Annotated in this window: 12 protein-coding genes; 5 read left to right on the plus strand and 7 right to left on the minus strand. The window is 45.9% G+C overall.

The genetic code is table 11. The features are described from left to right. Window positions 1-37: 37 nt before the first annotated feature. The gene (locus C8R30_RS14645; protein ID WP_107790469.1) at window positions 38-1,468 is read right to left on the minus strand and encodes a mannose-1-phosphate guanylyltransferase/mannose-6-phosphate isomerase; all 1,431 of its coding nucleotides are present in this window, start codon (window positions 1,466-1,468) and stop codon (window positions 38-40) included. Between the two features lie 433 nt (window positions 1,469-1,901). Between C8R30_RS14645 and C8R30_RS14650 the strand changes: the two genes are divergently transcribed. Then, entirely contained in the window at window positions 1,902-2,531 is a 630-nt protein-coding gene (locus C8R30_RS14650; protein WP_107790470.1) for a hypothetical protein, read from the plus strand. Between the two features lie 436 nt (window positions 2,532-2,967). Here the strand turns inward: C8R30_RS14650 and C8R30_RS14655 are convergent, their stop codons facing one another. The 4 genes from C8R30_RS14655 to C8R30_RS14670 are packed head-to-tail and all read right to left on the minus strand — an operon-like array spanning window position 2,968 to window position 8,954. Then, window positions 2,968-3,996, minus strand: coding sequence for a tetratricopeptide repeat protein (locus C8R30_RS14655; protein ID WP_107790471.1), 1,029 nt, complete (start codon window positions 3,994-3,996; stop codon window positions 2,968-2,970). A 10-nt stretch (window positions 3,997-4,006) separates the two neighbouring features. Beyond that, the gene (locus C8R30_RS14660; RefSeq protein WP_107790472.1) at window positions 4,007-5,236 is read right to left on the minus strand and encodes a glycosyltransferase family 4 protein; all 1,230 of its coding nucleotides are present in this window, start codon (window positions 5,234-5,236) and stop codon (window positions 4,007-4,009) included. Further along, window positions 5,211-7,865 (minus strand): glycosyltransferase family 2 protein, encoded by a 2,655-nt coding sequence (locus C8R30_RS14665; protein ID WP_107790473.1) that lies wholly within the window; start codon window positions 7,863-7,865, stop codon window positions 5,211-5,213. Before C8R30_RS14665 ends, C8R30_RS14660 begins: the two co-directional genes overlap by 26 nt. Window positions 7,866-7,910: 45 nt before the next feature. Further along, the gene (locus C8R30_RS14670) at window positions 7,911-8,954 is read right to left on the minus strand and encodes a calcium-binding protein (RefSeq protein ID WP_107790474.1); all 1,044 of its coding nucleotides are present in this window, start codon (window positions 8,952-8,954) and stop codon (window positions 7,911-7,913) included. A gap of 599 nt (window positions 8,955-9,553) precedes the next feature. On the opposite strand from C8R30_RS14670, the gene C8R30_RS16015 reads away from it, so the two are divergent. Then, the gene (locus C8R30_RS16015) at window positions 9,554-9,712 is read left to right on the plus strand and encodes a hypothetical protein (protein ID WP_181257794.1); all 159 of its coding nucleotides are present in this window, start codon (window positions 9,554-9,556) and stop codon (window positions 9,710-9,712) included. 105 nt (window positions 9,713-9,817) lie between these two features. Here C8R30_RS16015 and C8R30_RS14675 read toward each other — a convergent pair whose 3' ends face one another. Both C8R30_RS14675 and C8R30_RS14680 read right to left on the minus strand, forming a co-directional pair. Beyond that, window positions 9,818-11,983 (minus strand): sensor domain-containing protein, encoded by a 2,166-nt coding sequence (locus C8R30_RS14675; protein WP_107790475.1) that lies wholly within the window; start codon window positions 11,981-11,983, stop codon window positions 9,818-9,820. 63 nt (window positions 11,984-12,046) lie between these two features. Then, window positions 12,047-12,361, minus strand: a complete 315-nt coding sequence (locus C8R30_RS14680) for a DUF1488 family protein (protein WP_090670804.1) — start codon at window positions 12,359-12,361, stop codon at window positions 12,047-12,049. Window positions 12,362-12,792: 431 nt separating this feature from the next. Between C8R30_RS14680 and C8R30_RS14685 the strand changes: the two genes are divergently transcribed. Genes C8R30_RS14685 through C8R30_RS14695 form a run of 3 tightly spaced genes read left to right on the plus strand, consistent with a single transcriptional unit; the run spans window position 12,793 to window position 14,535 of the window. Beyond that, a complete protein-coding gene (locus C8R30_RS14685) occupies window positions 12,793-13,455 on the plus strand; it encodes a MotA/TolQ/ExbB proton channel family protein (RefSeq protein WP_107784080.1) in 663 nt (220 codons plus the stop codon). After that, window positions 13,445-13,852, plus strand: coding sequence for an ExbD/TolR family protein (locus C8R30_RS14690; RefSeq protein WP_107784081.1), 408 nt, complete (start codon window positions 13,445-13,447; stop codon window positions 13,850-13,852). The genes C8R30_RS14685 and C8R30_RS14690 overlap by 11 nt, the downstream gene beginning before the upstream one ends. Beyond that, entirely contained in the window at window positions 13,849-14,535 is a 687-nt protein-coding gene (locus tag C8R30_RS14695) for an energy transducer TonB (RefSeq protein ID WP_107790476.1), read from the plus strand. Before C8R30_RS14690 ends, C8R30_RS14695 begins: the two co-directional genes overlap by 4 nt. Window positions 14,536-14,834 lie beyond the last annotated feature (299 nt).

Consider the following 14,834-nt stretch of genomic DNA (forward strand, 5'->3'; position numbering starts at 1 on the left):
TATAGGTGAAAGTTTCGATAGCTCTAATTCTACCGAATCACTTATGTGGTGGGGGTATTTCCTTGCATTGACATGAGTGAATCGCGATTCTTGGGCCGGATTGAACCTCAACTAAATGCAAAGGTATTTTTCCTGGATTTTCCAACCGGTGAACATGACCGAGTGAGATGTAGGTGGATTGGTTTTCGCTGAGCAAAGTTTCTTTATTATCGACTGTTACCTTGGCTGTTCCGCTGACAACAATCCAGTGTTCTGCACGGTGGTGATGCATTTGCAATGAGAGTTTTTCTCCAGGTTTCACCATGATGCGTTTGACCTGGAAACGTTCTCCCCGGTCGATACCCTCATACCAACCCCAGGGACGATGGATGCGCAGGTGTTCGAGATGTTCCTTGCGGGCATTGGCTTGGCAGTGCGAAATGGCTTCTTTGATTTGCTGGGCTTTGCTCTTGTGCATGACCAGTACGGCATCGGCTGTTTCGATGACGACAACATCTTCAAGTCCGATTACGGAAACTAGCCGGTTTTCTGAGCGAACGTAGCTGTTTTTAGTGCCGGTAAGATGAATATCCCCATTGGCGACGTTACCGTCCGCATCCTTGGGAGAGATTTTCCAGAGGGAATCCCAAGAGCCAACATCGCTCCAGCCGAATTGTGCGGGCACAACGGCGGCACGGTCAGTGACCTGCATGATCGCATAGTCAATGGAATCCGATGGGCAGGTAACGAATGCTTCCTTGCCGGGGCGGATGAAACCGAGGTCTTCCGTTTCGTTTTGCCAGGCCTGCTCAATAGTCGTGTAGATGTCAGGTCGGTGTTGTTGCAATTCGTCTAAGTAACGTTTTGCAGTAAAAATGAACATACCGCTGTTCCAGGTATAGCCACCTTCTTTTAGGTAATCTTCAGCAGTTTCCTGGTTCGGTTTTTCAATAAAGGATTGGACATGATAAGGCGTGAGTGAAGTGGGGGAGGTAAGCGAGATGGCTTTTCCAGCTTTGATATAACCATACCCGGTTTCTGGTGCGTGAGGCACTATGCCGAAAGTGGCAAGATAGCCTTCCTGAGCAACAAGTATCGCTGTTTGTACCGCTTCCGCAAAGGCGGTTTGATCATCTATGACATGATCGGCCGGTAGCACAAGCATTACAGCATTTTCATCCGATTGCGAGAGATGGAATGCTGCTAATGCGATAGCGGGTGCGGTATTACGAGCGGCGGGCTCAAGGTAAATGGTTTCCGGTGTGATTTCTATCGCTTCACATTGCTCACGGATTAAGAAACGATGTTCATTATTGCAGATAACAATGGGTGCCTGGGTGCCTGGTAACTTATTTGCGCGCGTTAGCGTAGCTTGTAGCATGGTTTGATCACCGACTAGACGCAAAAATTGCTTTGGGTAGCTGGTGCGTGAAAGTGGCCAAAGACGGGTGCCACTGCCACCAGAAAGGATAACGGGATGGATGTACATGCTTTTTTATTAATTTTTTGAATATTAATAAGCTAGAGTGAAGATGTGTAAGTCGTCATCTTGCTTACTTGAAAACTTTAATATTAAGAAGCCACTGCAAAACGCTAACCTCATAAAATTAAATTATTTATAAATCATATTATGTGACTCAATTGTGAGGTTCAAAATTGTGATTGAAATTGGCAAAAAATATCATAATTATTACAGCCGATTTCAGGGAGCATAAATCAAAAATATCGCCTTTTTCAAGCGGGTTTTATATTTGTTTCATACTCTGCCTTGTATTTTTAATCGCCTATCTCTTTTTGTAAAGTTAAAAAAGACCCCTATTTACTGGCTTTTTTCAGTTGGCCCTGGAGTTAGAAATAGGGTAGTATCTTTTCTATTTTTTATAAGAATGCACGTTAATCTATTTAACATATGACATAAAGCTATGAAAAACATTATAAAGTTTTTCTTGGAAAAGATCGGTGGACGAAAATCATTTTCACCCGTTAATTCTCAAGAAGTAGTGGAAACAAAGGAAGCGGTGGGCGCTAAGGAAGCGGTAACAGTAACGGAACTACCTATTAGTTTAATGGAGCAGTTACGCATCCAAATTGCCCAGGATGCTTCTTTTCTTTATGTGTTCGAAGCAGGCGAGGCATCGACCCTGCCCGCTGGTATGGTTTGTTTAAGTCATGCTGGCACGAATGGCGAGAAGGGCTATATTACGCTTTCTAATGGTAATCCGGGTGCTGTGTCCGCGGGGGCCACGGGCGGTTACAGTATCCGCCTTCCTGATTCAATCGAAGCTGCTGCCAGCGGTCATCACATTACCTTGAGCGTCGTTGCGCGTGCTTCCGGTGGTGATCAATCACGCTTTGCAGTGGCTTATTCAACCAATGAGGTGGGTAATTCAGGTTGGCGTTGGTTCGATACAAGAGCAGAATGGTCTGTTTATACTATGGAATACGATGTGCCTGTCATGAAGGAAGGACGGGGTGATTTTGTCGGTATTTTACCGGATAGCGTGGGCAATCCAGGAACCGAATTTTGCTATTTATCAATTACCATCTCTTGATATTCCTGATAAATTCAGTACCAAGTGGGAAATGGGCTGATCCGTTAATTGATCTCCATTAACATTTGAGTAGTTGCGTGCAGTAATTATGCTGCCTGACAGTGCCTGGAATTGGGGCATCAGTCATTTTTGTACGCTTCGCACCTCAAAATTTGATTTTAATCATTCCTCATTCAACCTTCTCCCAGCGGGAAAAGGTATAGATGCCGAATTTAGAGGTGCGATGAATATATACCTTTAATGTATTCGTTTGATTTCTAAGTTTGCAGATTTCCTATCTGGATAAGTGTTCAGCCTGATGCAGATCGTCTATCAAGTAAAAGCATACCGATAGGAACGGCAAAGCAGCTAAACGCTTCAGCGGTATCCCGGTAGTGATCGAATCGCTGCTGAATGTTTTTTTATTTCATCGGACATGGTTTCTTGTCATTCTTCGCTATAAAGAATCAACTTTCGCTGTTTTGCTGGTTCTCGGTTTCCTGGTTTTGGTAGTGGTTTTTGTTATTTGTTTAAGCTCCTGTTCAACTGTGGCCAGATTTTCAATGGCGTCCTGGTAGCTGGGGTGGAGCTTGATAGCTTGTTTCAGTTCCTTGCGCGCACCTTTCAGATCGCCCTGGATGCGCAGAAGGTTGCCAAGATTGTTGTGAGCAGCCGGGGAATTGGGTTGCAGCTGAATAGCCTTGCGGTAGGCGGTTATGGCTTCGTCGAGCTTGCCAATGCGCTTGTAGGCGACGCCAAGATTGATGTAGGCGGGGGTAAAATCTGCTTTGACTTTTAGCGCGCGCTTGTGAAAGCTAATGGCTTTCTCTAATTCGCCACGTTCCTGAAAGAGGATACCCAAATCGTTGTAATAGTCAGGCCGGTCCGGCGCCAATATAATGGCTTGCTGGATCAGGGGGAGTGCGCCGTCCAGATCTTTCTGGGCGCGGAGCACCAGCCCGAGGCCATGAAGCGCTTCCGGGTGATCGGGATTAAGCTGTAAAGCGGTATGGTAGAGCTTGGTGGCTTCATCAAGCTTGCCGCCTTGCTGTAGCTGATTTGCTTTTGCGACTAGCTGCACGATGGTATGAGGGTTCTCAACAGCACTTTCCAGATTCTGAATGAGCTTGGAAAGTTCTGCCGAGGGCTTTAATGCGTTGGCTTCGCGAAAGCTTTGCAGCGCTTCTATCATCCGGCCGGTTTGTTGTTGGGCTAACCCAATTTGGGCAAGAACGGCGGCTTTGGAGGCGATATTTTTTTTTGTCTTGCTACCAGAAATCGCTTTCCATACCTTCTGCAGAATTTTGAGCGCCTCTTCGGGATGTCCCGCGCGGTTGTAGATCATGGCGATGCCCATGGCGGCGGCTGCATTGCCGGGCTGCAGTTGCATCGCCTTGCGATAGAGGGTCTCTGCATTGGAATATTCCCTTTTTTCAAGCAGGATACCGGCTTCTTTAAGTGTGGCTGCGAGTGTTGTTTTCGTCATTCATCGATTCCTATGGGTTATTTTGGTTTATGAGCTGAATGAATGCTGGATAGCAGATAGTTTCAAAATCATAACTGGAAATAATGGTCTGGCGGGCAGCCTCGCGTATAGCCAAATAACGGTCGGGTTCACTCAGCGCTTCAATGGCACGGTTGGCCAATGCAGTGGGTTCATGAAACGGAAATAATAAACCGTTTTTGCCGTCGGTGATGACTTCCTGCACGGATGCGGTGGCTGAGGCGATCAACAGGCAACCGGCGGACATGGCTTCCAGCATGGACCAGGATAGAATGAACGGATAGGTCAGATATACATGCGCTCTGGATACCTGCAATACTTTGAGGTAATCAGGGTACGGTAGGTGTCCGGTGAAGTGAAGGCGCGATGGGTCGATCCTGTCTGCAATTTCATTCAAGTAGCGTTGGCGGTAAGTTTGACCGGCGGGAGGTTGCTTGCCATAACTGACCCCGTCACTGCCGACAATAATGACCTGACAATCGGGACGCGCTTCCAGGATAAGCGGAAGCGCCCGCATGAAATTATGAAATCCACGGTAGGGTTCAAGGTTACGGCTAACGAAGGTTAGTATTTCTTCCCCGGCGCGATGGGTTGATCCATCGGGAAGCATAATGGCGGCGTTTGCGTCAGGCGCAGCTGTATGCGTATCGATGCCATCATGTATGACATGCAGCTGTTGCCGGTAATGGGGAGGAAAGCAGTTGCGTTGCCAGTCCGTTGGACAATAGCCGATATCACAGGATTCAAGGGCGAGTAACTGGGTTGCATTGAGGCTGCGGACGCGGAAGATATCATCAAAATTCATCGGAAATTCTGGATCGAAGCCTACATCAGCGCCTCGGACACGATAGTAATATTCGAATAAGCCAATGATTGTGGCACCTGGAAATATATCTCTCAGGTAGAAAGCATCTCCCCAGCCTGGGTGCGCAATGATGACGTCCGGTTCAAGTCCTTGTCTTTTATGGTTGAGTAATGTCTGAACAATTTGCTGTCCGCGCTTGACGGCGCCATCGAAACTTCGGGCATACGGGTGGGTGTTTTTGCTGACTTCCTCGGGCGTGGGGTAGGCAATGACCGGGATGTTCGGTAGTGGTACGGTATCCGCCATCCATCCAGCATCTCCCGCACCATATACGCGCATGCCTGGTTCACGTGCCAGTGCAGCGGCGAATCGGCGGAATTGCCCTGGAAAATTAGGATGAATGAAAAGTATTTCCAAGGGCTTTCTCTATTTCGGTATGCAGCCATTTGACTTGTGGCATTGCGTTGATAACCACCCAACCTTGTGCATGGTCGGGATGGGGTATTTTGCTGCCATGGGGTGCCCACAGGATATTCAAGCTATGAAACTGAAGGGCAGGCAGGTTTTTGGGTATGTGTTTGTTGAAGTGGACGGCAATTTGCACATCGGCTAGCCGTTTGAGACCGCTTTCAGAATTTTCTCCAGAGATAGACGATTCTTGCCAGACGATCGCGCCATCCGCTTTTAATGATCGCTGCAGCTCATCGATAAAGGGATTATGCCGAGGTGCCAATTTTGAGAGGAGCAGTAGTGCGATACGCAGTGGTGCGAGCCGGGGGTTAAACAGGGGGCCTAGCGGAGAAGCTGCACTTGTTTTTACAATCGGGCAGGCGAGGGTAGGCGCGAGCTGCCTTACGATGGCTGAACTGGCCGCAAGATAGCCGTCAAACTGTGACCACCACGGTAATTGACACCACAGGTCCGAATTATCTCTGATCCAGGCCAGCGTGATCAAATCCTCCCGGTGTGCTGTCAGATTGTCGATGTCGTATTCCGGATGCCCGACGATGAGGACATGAAGGTTGCGAGCATTGTACCAGCCACGGCTTGGCGGAAGAAAAACGACTCGAGTTTGCGGATAATTCCGGAGCACTTGTCTGGCCAGTTTGCTCGCATCGGTGGATAACGGCGTGGTGCTATCCTTTGTTGGCGCTTCGTCTATAATAAAACCGATAGTCAGTTTCTCGGTGGTGAGGTTTTTATCGTTGCTGAAAAGGCTTGTCCAGTAATTGCGTTTTAACCATAACCCAACCTGTTTTTGCAGGATATTTGCGTTGTTCATCAGACGGTCGAAGATATCCACGGCACGGCCCGATAAGCGGGTATGCCCATGGTAGTGCAACGCCACTAGATCGTTTCGGCAGACGATTTTCTGGTTGAGTTTGTGGCTGAGGCGCAGGCAAAATTCAACATCCTCAAAGCCATAAAAATAGCGGGTATCGAATTGCCCGGCACGGAAAAAATCTGCCTTGCGGCAGAGCATGGCGGCAGCGGTAACAGCTGGAACTTCTTGAGCGGAATATTCGGCTTCATTTTTGTCATCGCTGGTGGCTTCATAGGGCCAATAAGCGCCATTAGAGAGCTTAAAGCGCACGCCCAGATGCTGTACGGGCGCTTGCATGAACGCTTGTTCGTGATCGTCGGTTGATTTGAGCAGTTTCAGGCCAAGTGCACCGATTTTCGGGTCTTTTTCCAAGGAATCGACCAGCGGTGGGAGCGCATCCTGCAGCCATACGATGTCATTGTTCAGGAATAGCAGGAACCGGCCGCGAGCCTCTGCGGCAGCGCGATTGCACGATGCGGAGAAAGAATCGTTAAGTGGGAGCGGGATGGTGTGCAGAGGAAGCTGATACTGCCATTGACTCAGCAATTTAAGGCTTTCATCTTCGGATGCGTGATCAACGACGATGAATTCGATATTGGTGAGACTATTTTTTGCTTTCCAACTTTCAAACAGTGAAGCAAGCGGTAATTCTCCATTGCGGTTCAGAATGATGACAGAAACGAGTGGAGCCTTGGGCCGCGCAATTTTTGCGGAGCGCGGAGCCAGCTTCACATGAGGCGTAATTTCATCCAGTGTCAGGTAATTTTTGGGTATTTGTACCAGTTGGTTGCTGCCACGCAGCGGGTGGCCTGAATCGGTGAATTCGACACTGATGCGGTGTGGCTTGCCATCGAAAAGAATTTCGGGGGGGGTTATCTGGAAACCGATAATACCCAATTCTTCATCTGCTAATTTCAAATACCTTCCAATATCAAAGCGACGGATATTAGGGCGAAAAAAAGAAAAAATCTTGTTATCGATTTTTAAAGTCAGTTCAACCGGGTCAGCCGGTTTGTTCATGTCAAAAGCCCAGCCACGAATTGCCTTTTTATCGAATGTTTCAAGAAGACCGGCCCGTTTTTTTGCTGGTTCACAGGGTGATCCGATCAATTCGGTTCCGCCACAATGAATCCGCAGAGGAATGGGCAAATGTTTACTGGGTATGCGGAAGTTAGCCAGATATTTTCCGGGTTGCCCGGAAGCGACGGGTAGTGGAACCAGGGGAATTTCCTTGAGATAGTTTCCCCGCTGATCACAGAGGGTTAGTTGAGGGAGGGGAATGGGGCGTTGATTGAAAGCTACCCAACCCTGAAAATGGTGATCAACATAATTGACACGGCCATGCCTGTCGCCGGATTGAAATATTGATTTGTTTTCGATGAGCCAGTCCTGTTTTGGTTTGCCGGTAGCGGATTTACCAGCGAATTGTCTGGGCAGGCAAAGTCGAATGGTCAATTCATGAGGCGCGCCATCGAATACTTGCGCCGGTAGCGGTACCAGAAACCCTTTAGCCCGGTCGTCAAATTTATGCGCTGCATTCTTCTGATAAGACTTGGGTACGGGGAGTTTACAGAAAACCCTGGTCAGCGGTTTGTTATTAATGAGAACGGCGACCTGAGGCAGTTCTGTGTCCGAAACAAAGGCGTAGCCTCTAAGTAGCCCATTTTGCACAATAATGGGAGAAAGATACGGTTCTTTATTACCTTTCGGAGAGGGCATCATAAAAAAGCCCACATTTTATGTGGGCTTTCCGTTTTTAACGGCATGTTACAAATTAAAAATAACCATGTCTGCAGTTACTTCATCGGCTGTCATGCCCACCAGTGTAATGGATGCTTCACCATTCAGGAACTCATAGGTTACGTTACCATCTGCTTCGGATACACCCGTTACAAACGGTAGTAGATCTTCTATCGTATTAATGCCATCGAATTGGAAGGCTAGTTTATCCGCTCCGTCGATTTCAACGGTATAGTCCCCAATTGAGTTGAATCCAATGACATCATCACCACTGCCACCAATCAGCGTGTCGTTTCCGCCACCGCCAACCAGGGTGTCGTTTCCACCGCCACCAGTAATGTGTTGGTTGCTGATATCGCCTTGTAGATTGACATCAGTGTTGTCACCAACCTCTACGGTTCCAGAACCGACCAGCATTGCATTTTCGACAGCATTAAGTTGAAGTGTTTCGCTTTGTTGAATGCCATTCAGAAGGAGTGCAAAGACCTCGTTGTTTTGGGCGCCAGATCCATCAAATACAATCGTTTCATTCGTCGTATTCGATACTTCAGCCGCCAATGAGTTAAGAATCTGCATTCCAACCGCATCTGGGCCAGAATTATCGGCAAAGCTTACAATCGTTAACACACTCTCACCAATACCTTGACTAATCAATGCATTAGTAATATTGCTAAGTGCATTTTTCAAGCTGATATTGAGTGCCAGGACTGCAGGGTCGGTGCTGTTCAACGGCAGTGCATCATCAATCTGGCTTACAACGAAAGCTTCGATTTCCTCAGGTGTGGCTAATTCGCTCAATCCCTCGAAAGCGATGCTCGTTCCTGGGGGCAGCTGTATCGCGAGTTCCATTGCTCCTGCATTAATTTGCGTGACCACTGCAAAATTGCTGGCGACAACTGCACCTTGTGTTTCTCCATTAGCGCCTTTGCCAACTAACAACACAGAGCCATCCCCTAATTCGGTTAATTCTGTACTCCCTTCAACTGTATCGATCAGATACTGATCCAACAGATTTTTAGTATCGGGGCTTATTGAATCTGACAGTCCACCGAGTAAAGATTCTGCTGCCATATTCCTCCTTCAATTATAAAATTAAATGCAAAGCCTAAAAGATTTAAGCATGCTTAATTAAAAGAATAGAGAGACTTTTTGGTCTCTTATTGAGTAATACAATCCAAGTTTTATCAAGTAGCGTTATTCTATTTTTGATAGAAAATTGAGATAAATAATTGATAATTTGATGATTGTTTAATAATTAATTGCTGAGTAAAGATTCTGCTGCCATATTCCTCCTTCAAATTTAAAAACAAAATACAAAGCCTAAAAGATTTAAGCATGTTGAATTAGAAGAATAGAAAGACTTTTTGGTCTCTTATTGAGTAATACAATCTAGGTTTTATCAAGTATCGTTATTCTATTTTTGATAGAAAATTGAGATAAATAATTGTTTAATAATTAATAAAAGTCTCCCATATAATAAAACTTAAGTTTCCTTGTTAACCAAGCTACATGGTAGATTTGATCAATCTTGACATAAAATGAGTGGATATAACAAGCTTAGCATGACAAAAGCTTATCATAACAATGGGATGATAAAACAGTGACGAGCTATACAGAATCAGTGAAGTCAGCACTAAAGCGTTACGCGATCTGGGGATGATGAATCTGAATTGCTGGAAGTATTTTGTGTCCTGGAACTATTTATTGCCTTTAATCGTTTTGCTGATGTGACGGGTATTGAAATTGATTATTTTTGGTTATCTAAGGTAGTAAATCCGCTGGTGGTGGCAGGGCTCGCAGAAACTAGCGATGTTAGACTAAGTGATTGAGTTGGAATGTTGCGACGGAGAAAACAATTCGCTTAAAAAAGTAAAAGCTGCACGATGGCAAAGCTGGAGGAAATTCAAGTTAGCGCACACCGATGCGATCGAATTTCACTCTGGTTTTAGTGTTTTAAGTGGGGTAGGTTGATGGATACTATATCCTTGCCCGTAATTGACCCCAATTTTGATCAGTAATGGCCACATTGATTCATTTTCGACGTATTCCGCTACCGTTTCGATATGCATAGCGTTTGCAATACGGACAATGGCATCGACAATGGCTGCATCAAACTGATTAAATTGAATTTGACGGATAAATGCGCCGTCGATTTTCAAATAATCGATAGGTAGGTGTTTAAGATACTCGAATGAAGACATGCCACTACCAAAATCGTCCAATGCAAACCGGAACCCTAGCTTTCTCAAATCGCGTATTATATTAGAGGTTTTTGCAAGATTGGCTACTGCTGTTGTTTCTGTTATTTCAAAACATATCTGCGTAGGATCGATGCCTGTAACATTGATTATATTCCTGATAAATTCTGGAAAGGTATCGTCATTGAGTGAGGCGCCGGAAAGATTGACGGAAATTGACAATAAGCTGGTATGATCTTTGAACGTAGTCGCGATGTGCAGAAAGGTTTTTTCAATGACATACCGATCAATTGCAGGCATCAATCCGTATCGCTCTGCAGCCGGAATGAAAGCCATAGGGGGTATCATATCGCCATCGTTGTTTTTGAGCCTTATCAATATTTCATAGCGATTCGGGTATTTGGCAGGATGCTCTAATGCTTGTATTTTTTGGCAGTATAATTCGATGGTATTGCCTTTTAACGCTTCCGTTAAATCTCTAATCCAATCAATTTCCTGCCTCCGGTTAATGAGCTCGTCATCCTCTTTACGATTGACTTGAACGCGGTTGCGCCCTTTCTCCTTGGCAAGGAAGCAAGCTGCATCGGCGACGCTCAATGCATCGGTTATGGTTATACTGATATCATTGAATGAAAAGACGCCAATACTCACACTCCCGCTAAATCTGCGATTTTGCCAAACGAATTCCACTTCACTCACCGCTTGCCGTAAATCTTGCGCAATGTTCATGGCGACATGTTCTGGACACCCCTTCAATAAAAGACCGAACTCGTCTCCCCCCAAACGAGCGAGGGTATCGGTGGCACGCAAACGTGAACTAAGCACCATGCTGATCATACGAAGAAATTCGTCGCCAGCACGGTGCCCGCATACATCATTGATATTTTTGAAATGATCTAAATCCAGAAAAAGCAGTGATAGTACGTTGGGTATTACCAGCATTTCTTTTATGGCATTTTCGACTCTAAGTTCGAATTCTCTTCGGTTGAAGAGGCCGGTCAACGAATCATGCGATGCTTGGTAGCTAAGCTTTCTAGAGAGATTATGCGCATCCGTTACGTCATGACCTTGCACGAAAATACCTGAGACAGATCCATCGTCTTCAAAGATAGGTTGATAAATAAAATCCAGGTAAAGCTCGGCCAGATCAGAATCGGGCTCTTGTTGCATATGGATGCGTTTTGCCCGTCCAATATAGGGTTCACCGGTTCGATATACTTGTTCCAGAAGTTCGAAATAGCCTTGTCCTTCAATCTCTGGCAGTGCTTCTCGTACAGGTTTTCCTAGGATGTCGCGGTGGCCGATTAGTTGATAGTAAGCTTTATTAGCTAGTTCAAAAACAAAATCAGGACCACGTAAAATTGATACGAAGCCCGGAGCTTGCTCCATCAATGCGCGCATTTTCCTGTGCTCATTTTCAACTTTGCTGATTTCACGAACAATGTTGGCATTTCTCATGAAATCACTATTATTGATCCAACTAGGATCGATATCGCCTGAGCTTATTAGATGAGTTACTTCTGTCGGATTGTTCAGAATGAAAACAACACAACCATCTTGATTCAAGATTGGCTTATTTTTGACTATCCAATATCGGTCTTTCCAGCCTTTCCCATCCTTGTTGCTGTAACGTATAGGGTAACGCAAGAGGTGAATGGTATCTTCAACCTTGAATTTTTTTACGCGATCGAATGAGGACTGAAGAAGATCGGCAATTTCTTGTTGAGGTGTAGGGAAAGCGTCAAATAAGTATTTTCCAATAACATCTTCCCGTCTTGTATCAGTCAATTGTAGGTGCGCTTCATTGATATCCGCAACGATCAAATCGGGTGTAAATAAGACGTAAGGGTTTGGAGAAGAATGAAAAATATTTTTATATTCGGCTTCTGTTATGTGTGACATTTCGGCCCCATGTTTTAAAAAATATTCCCTATTTTTTATAATTTATTAATTAGAAATCATTTCTTAAAGCTGGTAACGATTCGCAAGTTCTGTGGTAATCAGGTAATAGCCGCTTGAATGAACATCACCTTGATTAATAAGCTTAGCCGCTACAGAGTGGATTCGATCGGCGTATTGCTTATACGTAATTAATGCGCCTATTGATGAGTCTTCAGTTCTGAAATAATCGGTAACAGCTGCCTGAGTGATAGCACAGTAGAAATTCGTTGTATTTCTGGTAGCCAAAAACTCGATCAACGAATCACCGCAACCTTGGGCATGAGGCATCCAGGTTGGTTCAGAAAATATCCAACGAGACAGGCGTTCTGTTTTTACCATTTGAATTATCAAACTTCAATAAATAAGTTAATAATCGGAATGAATAAAATTATCTTGAATATATATTTGAGATGATGGAAAGACCATATTCTATAAATAGTGTGGGGATTGCAAGTTTGAAGAATCGTTGGAATGCTAGGAAGCTGTCCGAAAATAGGTTGATCTACTACGGACGAACCCGGCTAGCCGGATTTTTCGATCCTTTTCGTTAAATAGAACGATTATTTGCCTCAAGTGATCGAAAAATCCAATTCAACCAAACACACCCTCGCCTAGCTTTTTTGTTGCTGGCGCAAATAGTAATCATTATTTTTCTTGTTTACTGAAATGTTTTTTCAATATACTGTCGAAAGAAGAAGTAGGGGAAGTGAGAGAAATGCACTGATGCTCGCAACGACTGAAGTTGGTTGACTAGTAGCAAAGGAGGGATTGTGAGTGATGATACGGTGATATTGCTCGGAGAAATTCTGGCCCAAGGTGGTTGGACGATGGTGCCGCTCTATGCGTGTTCGATTGTGGCGTTAGCCGTGTTTCTACGTAAACTGATGGAATACCGCGCAGTTCATTTGTCTGATCTGAGTTGGTATGAAGGTGCGTTGAAACTGATCAGGCAGGGAAGATTCGGTGCAGTAAACGAGGCGTGTAATCAACATACGCATCCGGCCATTCCGGTGGTATGCGCCATGGCGCAGGCGCTCAAAGAGCGTCCCGATCTGGTACAGTCTGAAGCGCAGCGTGTGGCAAGTCTCGAATTGCAAAAATTGGAAAAAAACCTTGCTCTGCTTTCTTTTATCGCGCAGATAGCGCCCCTGCTAGGGTTGCTTGGGACAGTGCTCGGCATGGTGGATATGTTCATTGGTCTGCAGGGGTCAGGCAATGCCAGCATCAATCTCGCGGAGCTCTCTTCAGGTATTTGGAAGGCATTGGTGACGACGGCAGCTGGACTGACCATTGCGGTACCGACACTTGCAGCGCATGGTTATCTAACTAGCCGCCTGGACGATGTGCGTTTGCAACTGAGCGATATTATCCAGTGTGTCCTCTACGCAGCCCCTCGAAGCGAAACCAAGACGGAGGGGGCGAATGAAATTTGAAACACGTCAACGCATAACACCCACGATCAATTTAGCCGCTTTGATCGATGTCGTGTTTATCCTCGTCATCTTCATCGTGTTGGGCGCTAATTTTCACCGCATTCAAACGCTGGATGTATTCATCCCGGAAGCAGAATCTGTCAACGAAGCAGAAATCGAATCTTTGGTGATTACCATTCCGGTCACGGGCGCGATCGAGGTCGCTGGCGAGAAGGTCGAATTAAGCGAGCTTCGGCAAGAACTGCAATCGAAAGCATCTCGTTACAAAACAGTACTTTTGGTAGCGGATCGGTCGGTGCCGGTGCAGCGGGTGGTAACAATTCTAAGCGATGCGCAGGCAGTTGGTTTTACCTCAGTGAGTATTGCGACTCAAGCGCCGCAAGGTGCTACGCCATGAATCAATTGAATGGGTGGCCTATTCCAGTCTTGGCAGCCTGCCTTGTACATGGCGCGGTCACCTTGCTGCCCGTAAACTTTTCCCAAAAGAATCAGCGGGCCGAAGAAGCGGAGATTACGTTTAGATTAGTGTCGCTACCCAACAGATCTTCGTCACCATCTCCTCTAGCGCCGCAGTTTCTACCCGATAAAAAACCGACCCCGCCCAAAAAAGAACTTACGCAACATAAAATTGCTTCCCTCCCGGCTAAACCCACTGCTCGCCCCCATGCCACGCCCAAGGAAGAAATAACGTCACTAGAATCTGCTGCCATCACTGATGAATCCGCTATGCAGACCAACGATGCGGTCGAGACATCAAAGGACCCTTCTTCGACACAGATGCCTGCGGACCCCGTAATGCTCTCTTCAGAGCTATCGGTTATTTGTCCGGACATGAGCATGCCATCCTATCCCCATATATCACGCCAACTGGGTGAACAGGGTGAATTGATGCTAAGGCTGGAATTGGATGAAAAAGGTATTGTGCAGAAGGTGCAAATCGTTAATGGCAGCGGATATGATCGTCTCGATGAGGCTGCCATTGCAGCTGTCAAAACATGGCGTTGCACACCACCTGTGCAAAATGGCCAGCCAGCCCGTGTCATTGCTTTACAGCCTTTTTATTTTGTTTTGAAAAATTAGGATTTACTTTTGTAATGTGATGCTAACTTGCTGCCTGGAGAAGCAGATGGGGGAAATGGGTCAGCTGGATTCTGAGCGATAGGGTTAATAATTTCTCGCGCCCTGACGGATCTTCCCCCGGCTAGCAAACGCATTAATGCTGTAATTGTATGTTTTTACTTTAAAAAATGACGATATTGCTGAAATGGCTGCTGCCTACGCGGCATGCTTGTTGATTTTTGTGCGCTTGCTAATTTTTGGTTTAGTGGGAAACGTAATGCCCAAAGCGCGCAGGATATTTGCCTGGTGTTCATCCGGGC

This window comes from Nitrosomonas nitrosa, from assembly GCF_003051105.1.
Taxonomy (GTDB): domain Bacteria; phylum Pseudomonadota; class Gammaproteobacteria; order Burkholderiales; family Nitrosomonadaceae; genus Nitrosomonas; species Nitrosomonas nitrosa.

What these genes read in the sequence shown, in the direction of transcription:
- C8R30_RS14645 (WP_107790469.1), bottom strand. Translation starts at nt 1,468, where the DNA reads ATGTACATCCATCCCGTTATCCTTTCTGGTGGCAGTGGCACCCGTCTT.
- C8R30_RS14650 (WP_107790470.1), top strand. Translation starts at nt 1,902, where the DNA reads ATGAAAAACATTATAAAGTTTTTCTTGGAAAAGATCGGTGGACGAAAA.
- C8R30_RS14655 (WP_107790471.1), bottom strand. Translation starts at nt 3,996, where the DNA reads ATGACGAAAACAACACTCGCAGCCACACTTAAAGAAGCCGGTATCCTG.
- C8R30_RS14665 (WP_107790473.1), bottom strand. Translation starts at nt 7,865, where the DNA reads ATGATGCCCTCTCCGAAAGGTAATAAAGAACCGTATCTTTCTCCCATT.
- C8R30_RS14670 (WP_107790474.1), bottom strand. Translation starts at nt 8,954, where the DNA reads ATGGCAGCAGAATCTTTACTCGGTGGACTGTCAGATTCAATAAGCCCC.
- C8R30_RS14675 (WP_107790475.1), bottom strand. Translation starts at nt 11,983, where the DNA reads ATGTCACACATAACAGAAGCCGAATATAAAAATATTTTTCATTCTTCT.
- C8R30_RS14680 (WP_090670804.1), bottom strand. Translation starts at nt 12,361, where the DNA reads ATGGTAAAAACAGAACGCCTGTCTCGTTGGATATTTTCTGAACCAACC.
- C8R30_RS14690 (WP_107784081.1), top strand. Translation starts at nt 13,445, where the DNA reads ATGAAATTTGAAACACGTCAACGCATAACACCCACGATCAATTTAGCC.
- C8R30_RS14695 (WP_107790476.1), top strand. Translation starts at nt 13,849, where the DNA reads ATGAATCAATTGAATGGGTGGCCTATTCCAGTCTTGGCAGCCTGCCTT.